We start from the raw sequence: 15,085 nt of genomic DNA on the forward strand, positions 1-15,085 counted from the left end.
CCTGCGGATGCGGGATGATGGGGGGATGACCGTCACCCTGCTCGGCGCGACCGAGATCCGCCGCCTGGCCGCCGAGCTCGACGTGACCCCGACGAAGAAGCTGGGGCAGAACTTCGTCGTCGACGCGAACACGGTGCGGAAGATCGTGCAGGCCGCGGACGTGCGCGAGGGGGAGTCGGTCGTCGAGATCGGCCCGGGGCTCGGATCCCTGACCCTCGCGATCCTGGAGGCCGGTGCGCGGGTGACCGCGGTCGAGATCGATCACCGCCTGGCGGCGCATCTGCCCGAGACGGCACGGACGCACGGCGTCCCCGAGGCCGCGTTGACCGTGGTCGACGCCGATGCCCTGCGCGTCACCGAGCTCCCCGGCGATCCGACGGTGCTCGTCGCGAACCTGCCGTACAACGTGTCGGTGCCGGTCCTGCTGCACTTCCTGGAGACCTTCGAGCGGATCCGGCGGGGCGTCGTGATGGTGCAGGCGGAGGTCGCCGAGCGGCTCGCCGCGAAGCCGGGATCCAAGATCTACGGCGCTCCCAGCGTGAAGGCCGCCTGGTACGGCCCGTGGCACCTCGCCGGCACGGTCTCGCGGCAGGTCTTCTGGCCGGTGCCGAACGTCGACAGCCTGCTCGTGGGGTTCGTGCGCGATGCCGAGCCGCGCGGATCCGAGCAGGAGCGGCGCCGGACCTTCGCGATCGTGGACGCGGCGTTCAACCAGCGGCGGAAGATGCTGCGCCAGGCGCTGTCCGGGATGTTCGGCGGCTCGGCGGCGGCGTCCGCCGTGCTGGAGGCCGCGGGCGTCGCCCCGACGGCGCGCGGCGAGGACCTGACGGTGGACGACTACCACCGCATCGCGCGCGCCGCGGCGTGAGATCCGGGGCGCGATCCGCGGGTTCGGGGCGCCGGATGGGGCTCGCCGGCACCGGGAGGCGCCCCGAAACCCGGGAATGCGCCCCGAAACCGGAGCCTGCGGCCGGCGCGCGAGGGCTACCCTGACAAGCGTGACCGATTCGCGTTTCCGCCCCGACGTGCCCGATGTCCACCGCCCGTACTCCGCCGCGCCGGACCGGTACGAGCGCGCCCGGTTCCGCCAGGTCGGCTCCTCGGGGCTGTACCTGCCCGCGATCTCGCTGGGGCTGTGGTGGAACTTCGGCGACAACATCCCGCTCGACAACCAGCGCGCGCTCCTGCGCCATGCGTTCGACCGCGGGATCACGCACTTCGATCTCGCCAACAACTACGGCCCCCCGTACGGCTCCGCGGAGAAGAACTTCGGGCGCATCCTCGCCGAGGACCTCCGCCCGTACCGGGACGAGCTCATCATCTCGTCCAAGGCCGGGTGGGACATGTGGCCGGGTCCCTACGGCGACCTCGGCAGCCGGAAGTACATCCTCGCCAGCGCGGAGCAGTCGCTGACCCGGATGGGGCTCGACTACGTCGACATCTTCTACTCGCACCGGGTGGATCCGGTGACGCCGGTCGAGGAGACCGTCGGGGCGCTGGACACCCTGGTCCGCCAGGGCAAGGCGCTCTACGTCGGGATCTCCTCGTACAGCGCCGAGCGCACCGAGGCCGCGATCGACGTGGCCCGCGACCTCGGGACGCCGCTGGTGATCCACCAGCCCGCCTACTCGATGCTCAACCGCTGGGTCGAGGACGGTCTCACGGACACCCTCCGCGAGGAGGGGATGGGCGCGATCGCCTTCACACCTCTCGCCCAGGGGCTGCTCACCGGCAAGTACCTCCAGGACGGCACGGCGGAGCGGGCGCAGAAGCGCGGCTCGCTCCCCGACGCCCCGCTGAGCGAGGAGGGGCTGACGACGCTGCGTGCGCTCGCGGACATCGCTCGCGAGCGGGGTCAGTCCCTGGCCCAGCTCGCGCTGCAGTGGGTGCTGCGCGACGACGTCGTGGCGTCCGCGCTGATCGGCGCCTCGCGGCCCGAGCAGCTCGACGAGAACCTCGCGGCGCTGGACGCCGCGCCGCTCACGGACGAGGAGCTGTCGCGCATCGACGAGCTCGCGGGGCGCATCGACGTGAACCTCTGGGCGCGCTCCTCGGAGCTGTGAGCCGATCATGAACCCGGCCGCCCTCCCGTCCGTGCGCGTGCGGGCGCCGGGGAAGATCAACCTCTTCCTCGGCGTCGGCGGACGCCACGACGACGGCTACCACGCCCTCGCCACCGTGTTCCAGGCGGTGTCGCTCACGGAGGACGTGGTCGCGACCGCCGCCCCCGGCTTCCACCTCACCGTCGAGGGCGAGGTCGACCCGGAGTCCGTGCCGACGGACGACCGGAACCTGGCCATGCGTGCGGCCAAGCTCCTGGCGTCGGCGACGGGATACGAGGGCGGCGTGCACCTCGCGGTGCACAAGAGCGTCCCGGTGGCCGGGGGGATGGGCGGCGGCTCGGCCGACGCGGCGGCGGCGCTCGTCGCGTGCGACGCGCTGTGGGGGACGGGGCTCAGCATCGCGCGTCTGCACGAGCTGGCCGCGCGACTGGGCGCGGACGTCCCGTTCGCCCTGCACGGCGGCACCGCGGTCGGGACCGGCCGCGGCGATGTGCTCACGCCGGCGCTGGCGCGCGGCCGGCTCGACTGGGTGCTCGTGCCGAGCGACGAGGGCATGTCCACGCCGGCGGTCTACGGCCGCCTGGACGCGCACCGCGACGAGGAGGGGGTGCTCGCGGACGACCCGCCGCTCTCGCTCGACGTCCCGCCGGCCGTGCTGCAGGCGCTGCGCGCGGGCGATCCGCACGTGCTCGCCGACGAGCTGCACAACGACCTGCAGGTCGCGGCCCTGCTGGACCGACCGGATCTGCAGACGGTGATCGACGAGGGCGTGGCCGCCGGGGCGCTGCGGGGGATCGTCTCCGGCTCCGGCCCGACGGTCGCGCTGCTGTGCGAGGGGCCGGGCATCGCCGCACGGGTCCGGGAGCGTCTGGGCGCGTCCGGACGCCGGGCGCTCCACGTGCATGGCCCGGTCCCCGGCGCGCGGGTCATCGGCTGAACCCCGGATGAACGGTCGCCGACGACTCCGAATCCGTGATCGGGAGCGCCGGGTCCTTCCGTAGCGTGACGTCCGGACGCAGCGGAATCGCTGCCAGGACGACGGGAGATCCGGATGGGACTGTTCAACCGAAAGTCGATGCAGGAGCGCCAGGCCGACGCTGCCAGGATGGCCGAGGACATCGCCGAGGGGCGCGGGTTCATGGGCAGGATGACCAAGGCCTTCATGGGCAGCGAGTTCACGGACAGCATGAAGCAGGGGATGGCGGCGCTGAACGCGCCCGAGCAGTTCGCGGCGCTGGTCGCGTCCGGCGTCCCGGTGGAGATCGCGACGGTCGTGTCGGTGCAGGACACCGGGATGACGATCAACGACAACCCGAGCGTGGTCCTCGTCGTGGATCTCGACGGGCGGCAGCAGGCGCTCACCACCTTGGTCTCGCGCCTGGAGATCCCGCGGGGCGGCGACCGGGTGCGGCTGGCGCGGGACCCGCAGACGACCCAGCTCCTCTACGGCGGACTGGCCTAGCGCCGGCGCGGATGCGGCGGACCCGGAGGCAGGTCATAATGGGGAGACCCATGTGACCGTGCACATTCCGGGAGGCCGTGTTGTCCAGCCCTCCCGATCGCGCCCGGATGCCGAGCATCCGGGACGTGGCGCGGTTGGCCGGCGTCTCGCACCAGACCGTGTCGCGGGTGCTCAACGAGCATCCCAGCATCCGCCCCGAGACGAAAGCCCGGGTCCTGGACGCGATCGCGGTCCTGGACTACCGGCCGAACGTCGCCGCCCGCGCGCTGGCCACCAGCCGCTCCAGCACGCTCGGGATCCTCTCGGCCACCACGGGGGAGTTCGGCCCCACCTCGTCCATCGCCGCGATCGAGGACGCCGCGCGCGCCGAGGGATACTCGGTGAGCACCCTGAACCTGCCGGAGACGACGCCGGAGGCGATCGGCGCCGCGGTGCGGCAGCTCGTGCGCGAGCACGTGGACGGGATCGTCGTCCTCGCGCCGCAGGTCCGCGTGTTCAACGTGCTGCGGGGGACGGCGGTCGCGGTCCCGTTCGTGAGCCTGCAGACGGCCTCGGGATCCGACGGTGTGAGCCTGTCCGCGGACCAGGTCGCCGGCGCCCGCATGATCACCGAGTACCTGATCCGGCTCGGGCACACCGACATCCTGCATCTCGCGGGTCCGCAGGACTGGATCGAGGCCGAGTCGCGGATGCGGGGGTACCTCGAGGCCCTGCGCGACGCGGACCTGCCGACGTTCCCCCCGATCCGCGGCGACTGGACGGCGGACTTCGGGTACTTCGCGGGACAGGAGCTCGCCCGCCGCCGTGACTTCACGGCCGTGTTCGCCGCGAACGACATCATGGCGATCGGGCTGATGCACGGCTTCCGCGACGCCGGGCTGCGCGTGCCCGCCGACGTGAGCGTGGTCGGGTTCGACGACATCCCGGTCGCGGCGCACGTCGCCCCGCCGCTGACGACGATCCACCAGGACTTCCCCGAGCTCGGGCGTCGCGCCGTGCAGATCCTGCTCGCCCTCATCCGCGGCGAGGAGCCTCCGTCGTTTGGGCCGGTGGTGCCCGTCCTCTGCGGTCGCGAATCCGCCGCGTCACGGTCCTGACGCGAATCGCGCGCCGCACTTGACAGTACGGGGGCGGCGATGCACGATGTTACCCAATGTGAACGGTCACATCGGAGGTGGCCGTCGGTATCGAGGAAGTCCCGTGAGCACCACAGCAACGTTGCCGGCCGTGTCGGGCCCCATCCTGGAGATGCGGTCCATCACGAAGCAGTTCCCGGGCGTGAAGGCGCTCGCGGACGTCTCGCTGACGGTCCGGACCGGCGAGATCCACGCAATCTGCGGGGAGAACGGCGCCGGCAAGTCGACTCTGATGAAGGTCCTGTCCGGCGTCTACCCCTACGGCTCCTACGACGGGGAGATCCTGCTCCACGGGCAGGAGCAGCGCTTCCGCGACATCGCGGCGAGCGAGGCTGCGGGCATCGTGATCATCCACCAGGAGCTGGCGTTGATCCCCGAGCTGTCGATCACCGAGAACATCTTCCTCGGCAACGAGGTCCGCCGCGGCGTCCGCATCGACTGGACCGAGCAGAAGCGCCGCACGGTGGAGCTTCTGGCGCGGGTGGGACTCAACGAGGATCCCGACATCGCCGTCAAGCATCTCGGCGTCGGCAAGCAGCAGCTGATCGAGATCGCCAAGGCGCTGAACAAGGACGTGAAGCTCCTCATCCTGGACGAGCCGACGGCCGCGCTGAACGAGAGCGACTCGCAGCACCTGCTCGATCTCATCCTCGGGCTCAAGGCCAAGGGGATCACGTCGATCATCATCAGCCACAAGCTCAACGAGATCGAGCAGATCGCGGACGAGATCACCATCATCCGCGACGGCCGCATGGTCGAGACGCTCGACATCGGCCGGGGGGAGATCAACGAGGACCGCATCATCCGCGGCATGGTCGGACGCTCCCTGGAGAGCCGATACCCCGACCGCGAGCCCGAGATCGGCGAGGTCTTCTTCCAGGTCAAGGACTGGTGGGTCCAGCACCCCACGGTCTCCGAGCGGATGGTCGTGAAGGGGTCGAGCATCGAGGTCCGCCGCGGCGAGGTCGTCGGCATCGCCGGGCTCATGGGCGCGGGGCGCACCGAGTTCGCGATGAGCATCTTCGGGCGCTCCTACGGGACGTTCCTGTCCGGGACCGTGATCAAGGACGGCCGCGAGATCACGATCCCCGACGTGCGCAGCGCCATCCGCCACGGCCTGGCCTACGTCAGCGAGGACCGGAAGGTGCTCGGGCTCAACCTCCTCGACAGCATCAAGAGGTCCATCGTGTCGGCGAAGCTCTCCAAGATCGCCCGGCACGGCGTCGTCGACGACCGCGCGGAGGCCTCCGTGGCCGAGCGGTACCGTCGGTCGCTGCGCATCAAGACACCGACCGTGGAGCAGGGCGTGAACACGCTCTCCGGCGGCAACCAGCAGAAGGTCGTGCTGGCGAAGTGGATGTTCACGGATCCGGATCTGCTCATCCTCGACGAGCCCACGCGCGGGATCGACGTGGGCGCGAAGTACGAGATCTACGCGATCATCAACGAGCTCGCAGCGCAAGGCAAGGGCGTCATCGTCATCTCCAGCGAGCTGCCGGAGCTGCTCGGCATCTCCGACCGCATCTACACCGTCTTCGAGGGACGCGTCACCGACTGCATCCCCGCATCCGAAGCCACCCCGGAGGCGCTCATGCGCAGCATGACCTCCCTGACCCAGAAGGCGCAGACCACCGCATGAGCACGACGACCGAGACCGAGAAGCGCGGCTTCCATTTCGGCGACATCCGGAAGATGTTCGGCGGAGGGCAGTCCACCGGCCGGCAGTTCGGCATCCTGGGCAGCCTGATCGTCATCATCGCGGTGTTCCAGATCTGGACGCTGGTGGCCAAGGGCACCGGGCTCACGCTCGCGCCGGGGAACGTCATCAACGTCGTCAACCAGTACTCCTACATCCTGATCCTCGCGATCGGGATGGTGATGGTCATCATCATGGGCCACATCGACCTGTCGGTCGGCTCGGTGGCCGCCTTCACCGGGATCATCGTCGCCAAGTCCATGGCGGAGTGGCACTGGCCCTGGTGGGCGGCCATCCTGCTGGGCGTGGGCGTGGGGGTCCTCGTCGGGGCGTGGCAGGGCTTCTGGGTCGCGTTCGTCGGGGTCCCCGCGTTCATCGTGACCCTGGCCGGCATGCTCTTCTTCCGGGGCGCCAACCAGTTCATCGGGGACTCGGCGACCGTGCCGGTACCGAAGGAATTCCAGTACATCGGGGCCGGATACCTCCCGGAGCTGGCGCTTCCGCTGAACTTCAACGTGCCGACGATGATCCTCGCGGTGCTGGCCGTCTGCTGGGTGGTCGGGTTCGAGTTCTGGCTGCGCCGGTCGCAGCGCAAGATCGGGGCCGAGCAGGCGCCGCTGTGGGTGAGCATCGTCAAGGTGGTGCTGATCTCCGCCGTCATCCTCTACGCCGGCTGGCTGTTCGCGACCGGCCGCGAGGGCACCAGCTTCCCGATCTCCGGGGTGATCCTGCTCGTGCTCGTCATCCTGTACACCTTCCTCACGCGCAACACCGTGTTCGGGCGGCACATCTACGCCGTGGGCGGCAACCGCCAGGCCGCCCGGCTCTCGGGCGTGAAGGATCGCTGGACGGACTTCTTCGTGATGATGAACATGTCGGTCCTGGCCGCGGTCGCCGGAATGATCTACGTCGCCCGTGCCACCGCCTCCGGTCCGCAGGACGGCAACGGCTGGGAGCTGGACGCGATCGCCTCCGTCTTCATCGGCGGCGCGGCCGTCTCCGGAGGTATCGGCACCGTGATCGGCTCCATCATCGGTGGCCTCGTCATGGCGTTCCTCAACAACGGTCTCGCGCTGCTCGGCTTCGGCGCCGACGTCGTCGCAATGATCAAGGGCCTCGTGCTGCTCGTCGCGGTCGGCATCGACGTGTGGAACAAGCAGCAGGGACGCCCCTCCGTGACCGGGTTCCTCACCCGGCGCCTCTCCCGGCGCGAGCCGGAGCCCTTCCCGACCCCCGCGAGCCCGTCGGCGAGCGGAAAGTAGGCGGTCGTCGCCGCGACCGCCGGACACCAGAAAAGAGATCACATGAAGAAGCGAATCCTGCTCGGGGCGACAGCGCTCGTCGCCGCCGGCGTCATGGCTCTCGCCGGCTGCTCCTCGGAGCGCGGCGGCGGCTCGGGCGGCACCTCCGAGGGCGGATCCGAGACCTCCGCTCCCGCCGGTTTCGAGGCGGGCGCGACGATCGGCGTCGCCCTCCCGGACAAGACCAGTGAGAACTGGGTGCTCGCGGGCAAGCTGTTCACGGACGGGCTCGAAGAGGCCGGGTTCAAGGCCGACGTCCAGTACGCCCCGGCCAGCAACACCGTGGCCGAGCAGCAGAACCAGATCCAGGCCATGGTCACGGGCGGAGCGAAGGTCATCATCATCGGCGCGAAGGACGGCAAGCAGCTGTCCACGCAGGTGCAGGCCGCGCACGAGGCCGGGGCGACGGTCATCGCCTACGACCGTCTGATCGAGAACACGGACGCGGTCGACTACTACGTCGCCTTCGACAACTTCAAGGTCGGACAGCTCCAGGGCCAGGCGCTCCTGGACGGCCTCGAGGCCCGCGCCGGTCACCCGGCCCCCTACAACGTCGAGCTCTTCTCCGGGTCGCCGGACGACGCCAACTCGGCAGTCTTCTTCGACGGGGCCATGGAGGTCCTCCAGCCGAAGATCGACGACGGCACGCTCGTCGTGGCGTCCGGGCAGACCGACATCAAGCAGACAGCGACCGACGGCTGGAAGGCCGAGAACGCGCAGCGCCGGATGGACTCGATCCTCACCTCGACGTACGGGGACAAGACCGTGGACGGCGTGCTGTCGCCGAACGACACGCTGGCCCGGGCGATCATCACCTCCGTCCAGCAGGCCGGCAAGCCGGTTCCGGTCGTCACGGGGCAGGACTCCGAGGTGGAGTCGGTCAAGTCGATCATGGAGGGCATCCAGTACTCCACGATCAACAAGGACACCGCCCTGCTCGTGGAGCAGTCGATCAAGATGGTCGGCCAGCTCCAGAAGGGCGAGGAGGTCGACGTCAACGACACCGAGCAGTACGACAACGGCGTGAAGGTCGTTCCCTCGTACCTGCTCGACCCGGTCATCGTCACGAAGGAGAACGCCGCCGAGGCGTACGCCAACGTGCCGAACCTGCTGGAGATCGTCAAGCAGTACCAGTGACCGCCGGCGGCGTCCTCGTCGCAAGCGGAACGCCGAAGGGCCGCACGGTCGTGACCGTGCGGCCCTTCGCGATGGCCGGGGCATCGGAAATCGGGCGTCAGCGGCATCGCCGCATGCGACGGATCGCCGCGGATGAGCGAGGGCGTCAGCCGGTGAGAGACAGCGGGGGATCGGTCCTCGCCCGCCCGCCGAGGCGCGGCGTGCGCGCCGGATCGGTCCACGGCGGCGGGAGGAACCACACCCGCGCCGCAACGCCGGTGCCGTCGATCCGGATGTCCCAGCCGTTGTCGTGGATGAGATGGTGGCAGGTCTCGCAGAGGAGGACCCCGTTGTCGAGATCGGTGGGGCCGGTGTCGCGGGTCCACCACCGGATGTGGTGGACCCGGGTCAGATGCGGCGGGAGACCGCACATCGCGCACCCGCCGTCGCGTTCGGTCAGCGCGAGCTTCTGAGCCCGGCTGAAGAGCCGCCGCCGTCGACCCCAGTCGAGGATCTCTCCCCGGCTGCCGCAGACCCAGGGGATGACGCTTCCCCCGGCGGCCATCCGGCGGGCCGTGGCGATGCTCACCGGCTGTGCGATGCCGTCGATCGTCGCGGACCCCGTGCCCGTCTGGAGATCGTCGAGCCCGACGCGCACCACGACCGTGGCGCCGTTCAGGGGCATGCTCCGCTCGCAGCCGAGCGGATGGGCGGCGAGATGCGACAACGCATCCGCGCGGATCTGCGCGACCGGGCGGCGGTCGGCGTCCACGGCCCCGGGGCGGCGCCCCTCACGCGTGGCCGCGAACTCCGCGGAGACGTATCCGTCGATCGCGGCGAGGAGAGGGGCGCCGGATTCCGGGTCGAATCGGCCGTCGAGGTGGATCATGCCGTCCCGCTCGACGATCGTCAGCGAGCGCTGCGCGCGCAGCTGCTCCTCCCGGGGCGCAACGCCGTCCGGGTCCAGCCAGGCCTCGGCGCGAACGATCAGTCTCCGGATCTCGTCCATCGAGAGTCCCGGCACCTGCTCCGTCAGCACCTGCTCCGCTTCGGCGACCCGCTGTGCGCCGACCGTCACGCGCACCCGGTCGAGCAGCGCGATGACCGCACCGGCCGCGGACGCGCCGATCGTGCCCGCGTGCAGCGCGGCCTGCACCGCCGGATACCGTGCCGGCATCGGCTCACCGATCAGGTTGGTCCGCGGTGCCGTGGCCTCGCCGACCTTCACCAGGCGCTGCGCCTCGCCCGCGGAGGCGCCGGTGCTCGTCGCGATGAGGTGGGCGGGCGTACGGAACCCCTGCTGCTTCGCCAGGCTCTCCGGCCCGAGCTCCGGGCGGGACTCCTCCGCGATGCGGGCGGCGATCTCGGCGTGCACCGCGTCGAGCCGGCGCCGGACCAGGCCGGCGGCGTCGTTCGCGGCGATCAGGTCCGCGCGGGTGAGCGTGGCCCCGTCCGACCGCGCCGACGCCAGGGCGGCGGCCGTCTGCTGGAGGATGCGGATCAGATCGGGCATACTCCGAGCCCAACTTCGGACGGCCCGACATTCGAAGAGATGTTCGAAGAGAGACTCATCCGTGACCTGGAATGCAGGCATGGCGGATCCTCCGCCGTCCGGGGCGACATCCTCAAGAACGACGAGGGGTGCGAGCCCGCTCCCGGCGGGCGCGGAACGTGCGCGCGGAGCCGTCTACCCTGGTAAAGACATGGCACATCTCCTCGGGGCCGAAGGCCTCCACCTCGAATTCCCCACCCGCATCGTCTTCGACTCCGTCACCCTCGGGGTCGAGGAGGGGGATCGCATCGGGATCGTCGGACGCAACGGCGACGGGAAGTCGAGCCTCCTGGCGATGCTCGCCGGTCGCCTCGATCCCGACGCCGGCCGGGTGACGGTCCGCGGCGGAACGCGGATCGGCGTGCTCGACCAGGCCGACGTCCTCGACGACGCGCTGACCGTCGCCGCGGCCATCGTCGGCGATGTACCGGAGCACGAGTGGGCGGGGGACCCGCGGGTCCGCGACGTCATCGACGGCCTGGTCGGCGACCTCGAATGGACGGCTCCCGTGGCGGCGCTCAGCGGTGGCCAGCGGCGCCGGGTGGCGCTCGCGCGGCTGCTGGCGGGCGACTGGGACATCATCGCGCTGGACGAGCCCACGAACCACCTGGACGTCGAGGCGATCACCTGGCTCGCGGCCCACCTGAGGAAGCGCTGGGCGGCGAACCAGGGCGCGCTCCTGGTCGTCACCCACGACCGGTGGTTCCTCGATGAGGTGTGCACGGAGACCTGGGAGGTGCACGACCGGATCGTCGAGCCCTTCGAGGGCGGGTACGCGGCGTACATCCTGCAGCGGGTCGAGCGAGACCGCATGGCGGCGGCGACCGAGGCCAAGCGGCAGAACCTCGCCCGCAAGGAGCTCGCGTGGCTCCGTCGCGGCGCCCCGGCGCGGACGAGCAAGCCGAAGTTCCGCATCGACGCGGCCAACGCCCTCATCGCGGACGTGCCGGAGATCCGGGACCGCGTCGCGCTGCAGTCGCTCGCGGTGACGCGCCTGGGCAAGGACGTCGTGGACCTGGTCGACGCCGGCGTCACGTATCCCGCGACCGACCTGAGCCCGGAGCGGACCGTGCTGCGTGACGTGGAGTGGCGGATCGCGCCGGGGGAGCGCACCGGGATCCTCGGCGTCAACGGCGCGGGGAAGTCCACGCTCCTGGGACTCGTCGCCGGGACCCTCGCGCCGACCTCGGGGCGCGTCAAGCACGGCAAGACGGTCCAGGTCCGCACGCTGACCCAGCGCCTGGACGAGCTCACGGAGGTCTGGGACGACCCCGTGCGCGTGGTGATCGGGCGCCTGCGGACCACGTACACGTTCGGGACCGGATCCAAGGCCGCCGAGCTCACGCCGGGCCAGCTCCTCGAGCGGCTCGGGTTCTCCTCCGCGCAGCTGTCCACCCCGGTGAAGGATCTGTCCGGCGGGCAGCAGCGGCGACTCCAGCTGCTGCTCGTCCTCCTCGACCAGCCGAACGTGCTGATCCTCGACGAGCCGACGAACGACATGGACACCGACATGCTCGCGGCGATCGAGGACCTGTTGGACTCGTGGCCGGGCACGCTGCTGGTCGTGAGCCATGACCGCTACTTCCTGGAGCGGGTGACGGATCAGCAGTACGCGATCCTCGACCAGCGCCTGCGTCATCTTCCCGGCGGAGTCGACGAGTACCTGCGTCTGCGGGAGCGCGAGCAGGCCGCCGGAGCCTCGGTCGTCGAGCGAGCGAAGCGAGACGAGGCGCCGGCGTCGGCGACGGCCCTCGACGGCGCGGCGCGCCGGGCGGCGGAGAAGGAGGTCTCGGCGCTCGAGCGGCGCATGCAGAAGCTCGCGGCCCAGATCGATGCCGCCAGGCACGCCTTGGCCGAGCACGACCAGTCCGACTACGCCGGTCTCGGCGAGCGGATGAAGGAGATCTCCGCCCAGGAGGCGGAGGTGACAGAGCTCGAGGAGCGCTGGTTCGCGCTGACCGAGCAGCTCGGCTGAGGGCGCGATTCCTGGACCCGGTTCCAATATCCCGGTTGCACCGCGAGGTGCGCCGCTCGCTACAGTGGAGCGGATGAGCACCGGGAGCCCTGCCGACGTGACCCGAGCCCGCCTCCTCTCCGCCGCCGCGGAGGAGTTCCTGGAGCGCGGCTATGCGGCCGCGTCGCTCTCTCGGATCGCCGAGCGGATCGGGCTCACCAAGGGCGCCTTCAGCCACCATTTCCCGACGAAGGACACGCTCATCGACGCCATGATGAGTCACGTCGTGACGCACGCGCCCGAGATCGTCCGCGCCGCGGAGGAGGCGTTCCCCGAGAGCCCCGTCCGCGCGTGCGTGGCGGTCATGGGCGGGACGGCGGCGGCCGCCCACCGCGATCCGGTCGTCGCGGCGGCCATGCTGCTCTTCCAGGATCTGTCCGTGGACAGCCGCCGGGTCGCGCCGATGCGTCGCACGATGGCGGAGATGCTGGAGGGCAGGCTGCGCGGCGCGGTCGAGCGGGAGGGATACACGCTCACGATGCCGATCGACGACGCCGTCCAGTACCTCGTCATCGTCCTGGAGGGGTTCCTCCCGGCGAGTCGGTTCCCGGACACGTTCCGCCCCCGTCATGAGCCCCTGTTCGTCCGAGCAGCGCTCGCGGGGATCGGGATCGGCGACGCGGAGGCGGTCGTCCGCGACGCTCTGACGCACCTGACCGTGGCGGAGAGGGCCGACTGAGATCCGACGCGGACGCGCCGGCGGTCCTGCGCGGTTGCGTCGTCGCTCGGTGGCGTCTACGCTCGACGGACGGGATAGACGACCGTCTATCTCCACTGGGGGCGAAGTCCGGGGGAGCCGGTCAGGGGGATGACCGCTCGCGCCGGACCTGGGCCCGTGCACGGTCGGACGATGCGCGGGCCCCGCCCGCCCCTGTCGTGACCGCGTCGCAGGGAATACCGTGACCCTGTCGGACGCTGAGACCCCCGCGGGCCTCGCCGCGCCCGCCCCTCGACGCCGCGATCGTCCGGACCCCGGACGCCCGATGGCCCGCGCCTCCGGAGGTGGACATGGAAGGTCTCGAGATCACGGTCCTGCTCGGACTCACGATCCTCGTCGGCACTCTGCTCGCCCCACGGCTGCGCCTCGCGCTGCCGCTGGTCCTCGTGGTGCTCGGGCTCCTCCTCGGTTTCGTCCCGGCGCTGCGGCAGGTGCAGCTCCCGCCGGAGACGGTCCTGCTCCTGTTCCTCCCCGTCATGCTGTTCTGGGAGAGCCTCACCACGTCGCTGCGCTCCATCCGCCGCGATGTCCGCCACATCCTGCCGATGAGCACGCTGCTGGTCGTGGCGTCCGCGTTCGCCGTGGCGGGAGCGGCCGTGCTCCTCGGTCTGCCGTGGGAGATCGGCCTCATCCTCGGCGCCGCGGTCGCGCCGCCCGACGCCACCGCGGTCGCCGCGCTCGGACGGCTTCTGCCGCACCGCATGTTCATGAAGCTCAAGGCGGAGAGCCTCACCAACGACGGCACCGCGCTCGTGCTGTACGCGATCGCCGTGACGGTCGCGACCGGTGGGCGCATCACGCCGTGGTCGGTCACCGGGACCGTGATCGTGTCCTATCTCGGCGGGATCGCCGCCGGCGCGGCGGTGGCCGGGGCGGCCGCGATGGCGCTGCGCCGGATCCGGTCCACCCTCGCGATCAACCTCACGCTCCTGCTCGTCCCGTTCGCCGCCTTCCTCGTGGCCGAGCTCGTGCACGCCTCCGGGGTCCTCGCCGTGGTGGTCGCCGGTCTCGTCGTCGCGTACGTCCTGCCGCAGATCACGACGGCGGCCTCGCGCCGCCAGGCCGACGCCGCCTGGCCCTTCGGGGTGTTCCTGCTCAACGGAGCGCTGTTCGTCCTCATCGGGCTGGAGGTCCAGTACGTCGTCCACGAGGTTCCGTTCGCACGCATCGGCCGGCTCGCGCTCGTCACCCTCGCCGTCTGGGCGACCCTGTTCGTCGTCCGCTACCTCTTCCAATGGCTGAGCGTCCCGTTCCTGCGCTCCGGCGGTCCTCGGCCGGCGACCGGCGTTCGCGGTCGGGCGCGGCTGGTCTCGACGGTGGCGGGTATGCGAGGGGCAGTGTCCTTGGCCATCGCGCTGTCCGTGCCCCTGACGACATCCGACGGCGCTGCCCTCACCGGACGGGAGGACGTCATCGTGGTCACGGCCGGGGTGATCCTGCTGAGCCTTCTCGTGCAGGGCCCCCTCCTGCCGGCGGTGGTGCGCTGGGCACGTCTGCCTGTCGATCACACCGAGGACGAGGAGTACGAGCTCGCCGAGAGGACGATCTCCGGTGCCGCGCTCACGGCTCTCGACGACCTGGCGCGCGAGCACGGCGTGAGCGACGAGGTGCGCGACCGGATCCGATTCGAGGGGTACCAGATGCTCGAGCTCGCCAACGCCAGGACCATGGCGCGGGAGCAGGCGCTCATCGATGCCGAGGCGGAGGCGCTGGACGTGCTCCTCGACGAGCCGGATCCGCTGGCCGCGTCGACCGGCGCCGCGGTCGAGGCGACGCCGTTGCAGATGATCGCCTCGTCCACGGACGTCGACCTGCGGCAGCGCTCGCCGATCCTGCGCCACGAGGAGCACACCCGGCTGAAGCTGGCGATGCTGGACCGCAAGCGCGAGGTGCTGCGGGGACTGCGCCGGGCGGGCACCGTGGACGATCTGGTCGTGCGCCGGGTCTCGGCGCGACTGGATCTGGAGGAGGTCAGGCTGCGAGGCGTCGAAGAGTTGGCCTGAGGGCGCGCGGACCGGGCAGCGTCG

The 15,085-nt window shown here is 70.9% G+C and carries 12 protein-coding genes; 11 read left to right on the forward strand and 1 reads right to left on the reverse strand.

Annotation, left to right across the window (positions count from 1 at the left end; all coding sequences use genetic code 11):
• Positions 1–25 precede the first annotated feature (25 nt).
• The 8 genes from rsmA to V6R91_RS13765 all read left to right on the forward strand — a co-directional run bounded on the left by rsmA (position 26) and on the right by V6R91_RS13765 (position 8,795).
• Positions 26–868: a 16S rRNA (adenine(1518)-N(6)/adenine(1519)-N(6))-dimethyltransferase RsmA gene (gene rsmA / locus V6R91_RS13730; protein ID WP_336395756.1), complete on the forward strand. Its 843-nt coding sequence runs from the start codon at positions 26–28 to the stop codon at positions 866–868.
• 130 nt (positions 869–998) lie between these two features.
• A complete protein-coding gene (mgrA, locus tag V6R91_RS13735; RefSeq protein WP_231820354.1) occupies positions 999–2,063 on the forward strand; it encodes an L-glyceraldehyde 3-phosphate reductase in 1,065 nt (354 codons plus the stop codon).
• A 7-nt stretch (positions 2,064–2,070) separates the two neighbouring features.
• Positions 2,071–3,000 carry a 4-(cytidine 5'-diphospho)-2-C-methyl-D-erythritol kinase gene (locus V6R91_RS13740; protein ID WP_336395757.1) on the forward strand — a complete coding sequence of 310 codons (930 nt, stop codon included), beginning with the start codon at positions 2,071–2,073 and terminating at the stop codon, positions 2,998–3,000.
• Between the two features lie 114 nt (positions 3,001–3,114).
• Positions 3,115–3,525, forward strand: a complete 411-nt coding sequence (locus tag V6R91_RS13745) for a hypothetical protein (protein ID WP_271061016.1) — start codon at positions 3,115–3,117, stop codon at positions 3,523–3,525.
• A gap of 107 nt (positions 3,526–3,632) precedes the next feature.
• Entirely contained in the window at positions 3,633–4,622 is a 990-nt protein-coding gene (locus V6R91_RS13750; protein ID WP_067245486.1) for a LacI family DNA-binding transcriptional regulator, read from the forward strand.
• Positions 4,623–4,668: 46 nt separating this feature from the next.
• A complete protein-coding gene (gene mmsA / locus V6R91_RS13755) occupies positions 4,669–6,300 on the forward strand; it encodes a multiple monosaccharide ABC transporter ATP-binding protein (RefSeq protein ID WP_442928124.1) in 1,632 nt (543 codons plus the stop codon).
• Positions 6,297–7,619, forward strand: coding sequence for a multiple monosaccharide ABC transporter permease (gene mmsB / locus V6R91_RS13760; protein ID WP_271061015.1), 1,323 nt, complete (start codon positions 6,297–6,299; stop codon positions 7,617–7,619). The genes mmsA and mmsB overlap by 4 nt, the downstream gene beginning before the upstream one ends.
• 42 nt (positions 7,620–7,661) lie before the next feature.
• Positions 7,662–8,795 (forward strand): sugar-binding protein, encoded by a 1,134-nt coding sequence (locus V6R91_RS13765; RefSeq protein ID WP_336395758.1) that lies wholly within the window; start codon positions 7,662–7,664, stop codon positions 8,793–8,795.
• 145 nt (positions 8,796–8,940) lie between these two features.
• Here the strand turns inward: V6R91_RS13765 and V6R91_RS13770 are convergent, their stop codons facing one another.
• The gene (locus V6R91_RS13770) at positions 8,941–10,287 is read right to left on the reverse strand and encodes an HNH endonuclease signature motif containing protein (protein WP_336395759.1); all 1,347 of its coding nucleotides are present in this window, start codon (positions 10,285–10,287) and stop codon (positions 8,941–8,943) included.
• Positions 10,288–10,477: 190 nt separating this feature from the next.
• Here V6R91_RS13770 and V6R91_RS13775 point away from each other — a divergent pair, with 190 nt between their 5' ends.
• From V6R91_RS13775 to V6R91_RS13785, 3 genes are all read left to right on the forward strand, one after another.
• Entirely contained in the window at positions 10,478–12,301 is a 1,824-nt protein-coding gene (locus V6R91_RS13775; RefSeq protein WP_271061052.1) for an ABC-F family ATP-binding cassette domain-containing protein, read from the forward strand.
• Positions 12,302–12,374: 73 nt separating this feature from the next.
• A complete protein-coding gene (locus tag V6R91_RS13780; protein ID WP_271061051.1) occupies positions 12,375–13,019 on the forward strand; it encodes a TetR/AcrR family transcriptional regulator in 645 nt (214 codons plus the stop codon).
• A gap of 329 nt (positions 13,020–13,348) precedes the next feature.
• A complete protein-coding gene (locus V6R91_RS13785) occupies positions 13,349–15,061 on the forward strand; it encodes a Na+/H+ antiporter (RefSeq protein WP_336395760.1) in 1,713 nt (570 codons plus the stop codon).
• Positions 15,062–15,085: the final 24 nt, after the last annotated feature.

This window comes from Microbacterium sp. CCNWLW41 (genome assembly GCF_037083505.1).

Coding starts and splice junctions, on each gene's coding strand:
- mmsA (WP_442928124.1), top strand. CDS start 4,669: ATGTTACCCAATGTGAACGGTCACATCGGAGGTGGCCGTCGGTATCGA.
- V6R91_RS13765 (WP_336395758.1), top strand. CDS start 7,662: ATGAAGAAGCGAATCCTGCTCGGGGCGACAGCGCTCGTCGCCGCCGGC.
- V6R91_RS13770 (WP_336395759.1), bottom strand. CDS start 10,287: ATGCCCGATCTGATCCGCATCCTCCAGCAGACGGCCGCCGCCCTGGCG.
- V6R91_RS13740 (WP_336395757.1), top strand. CDS start 2,071: ATGAACCCGGCCGCCCTCCCGTCCGTGCGCGTGCGGGCGCCGGGGAAG.
- V6R91_RS13775 (WP_271061052.1), top strand. CDS start 10,478: ATGGCACATCTCCTCGGGGCCGAAGGCCTCCACCTCGAATTCCCCACC.
- V6R91_RS13780 (WP_271061051.1), top strand. CDS start 12,375: ATGAGCACCGGGAGCCCTGCCGACGTGACCCGAGCCCGCCTCCTCTCC.
- V6R91_RS13745 (WP_271061016.1), top strand. CDS start 3,115: ATGGGACTGTTCAACCGAAAGTCGATGCAGGAGCGCCAGGCCGACGCT.
- mmsB (WP_271061015.1), top strand. CDS start 6,297: ATGAGCACGACGACCGAGACCGAGAAGCGCGGCTTCCATTTCGGCGAC.
- V6R91_RS13750 (WP_067245486.1), top strand. CDS start 3,633: ATGCCGAGCATCCGGGACGTGGCGCGGTTGGCCGGCGTCTCGCACCAG.
- V6R91_RS13785 (WP_336395760.1), top strand. CDS start 13,349: ATGGAAGGTCTCGAGATCACGGTCCTGCTCGGACTCACGATCCTCGTC.
- rsmA (WP_336395756.1), top strand. CDS start 26: ATGACCGTCACCCTGCTCGGCGCGACCGAGATCCGCCGCCTGGCCGCC.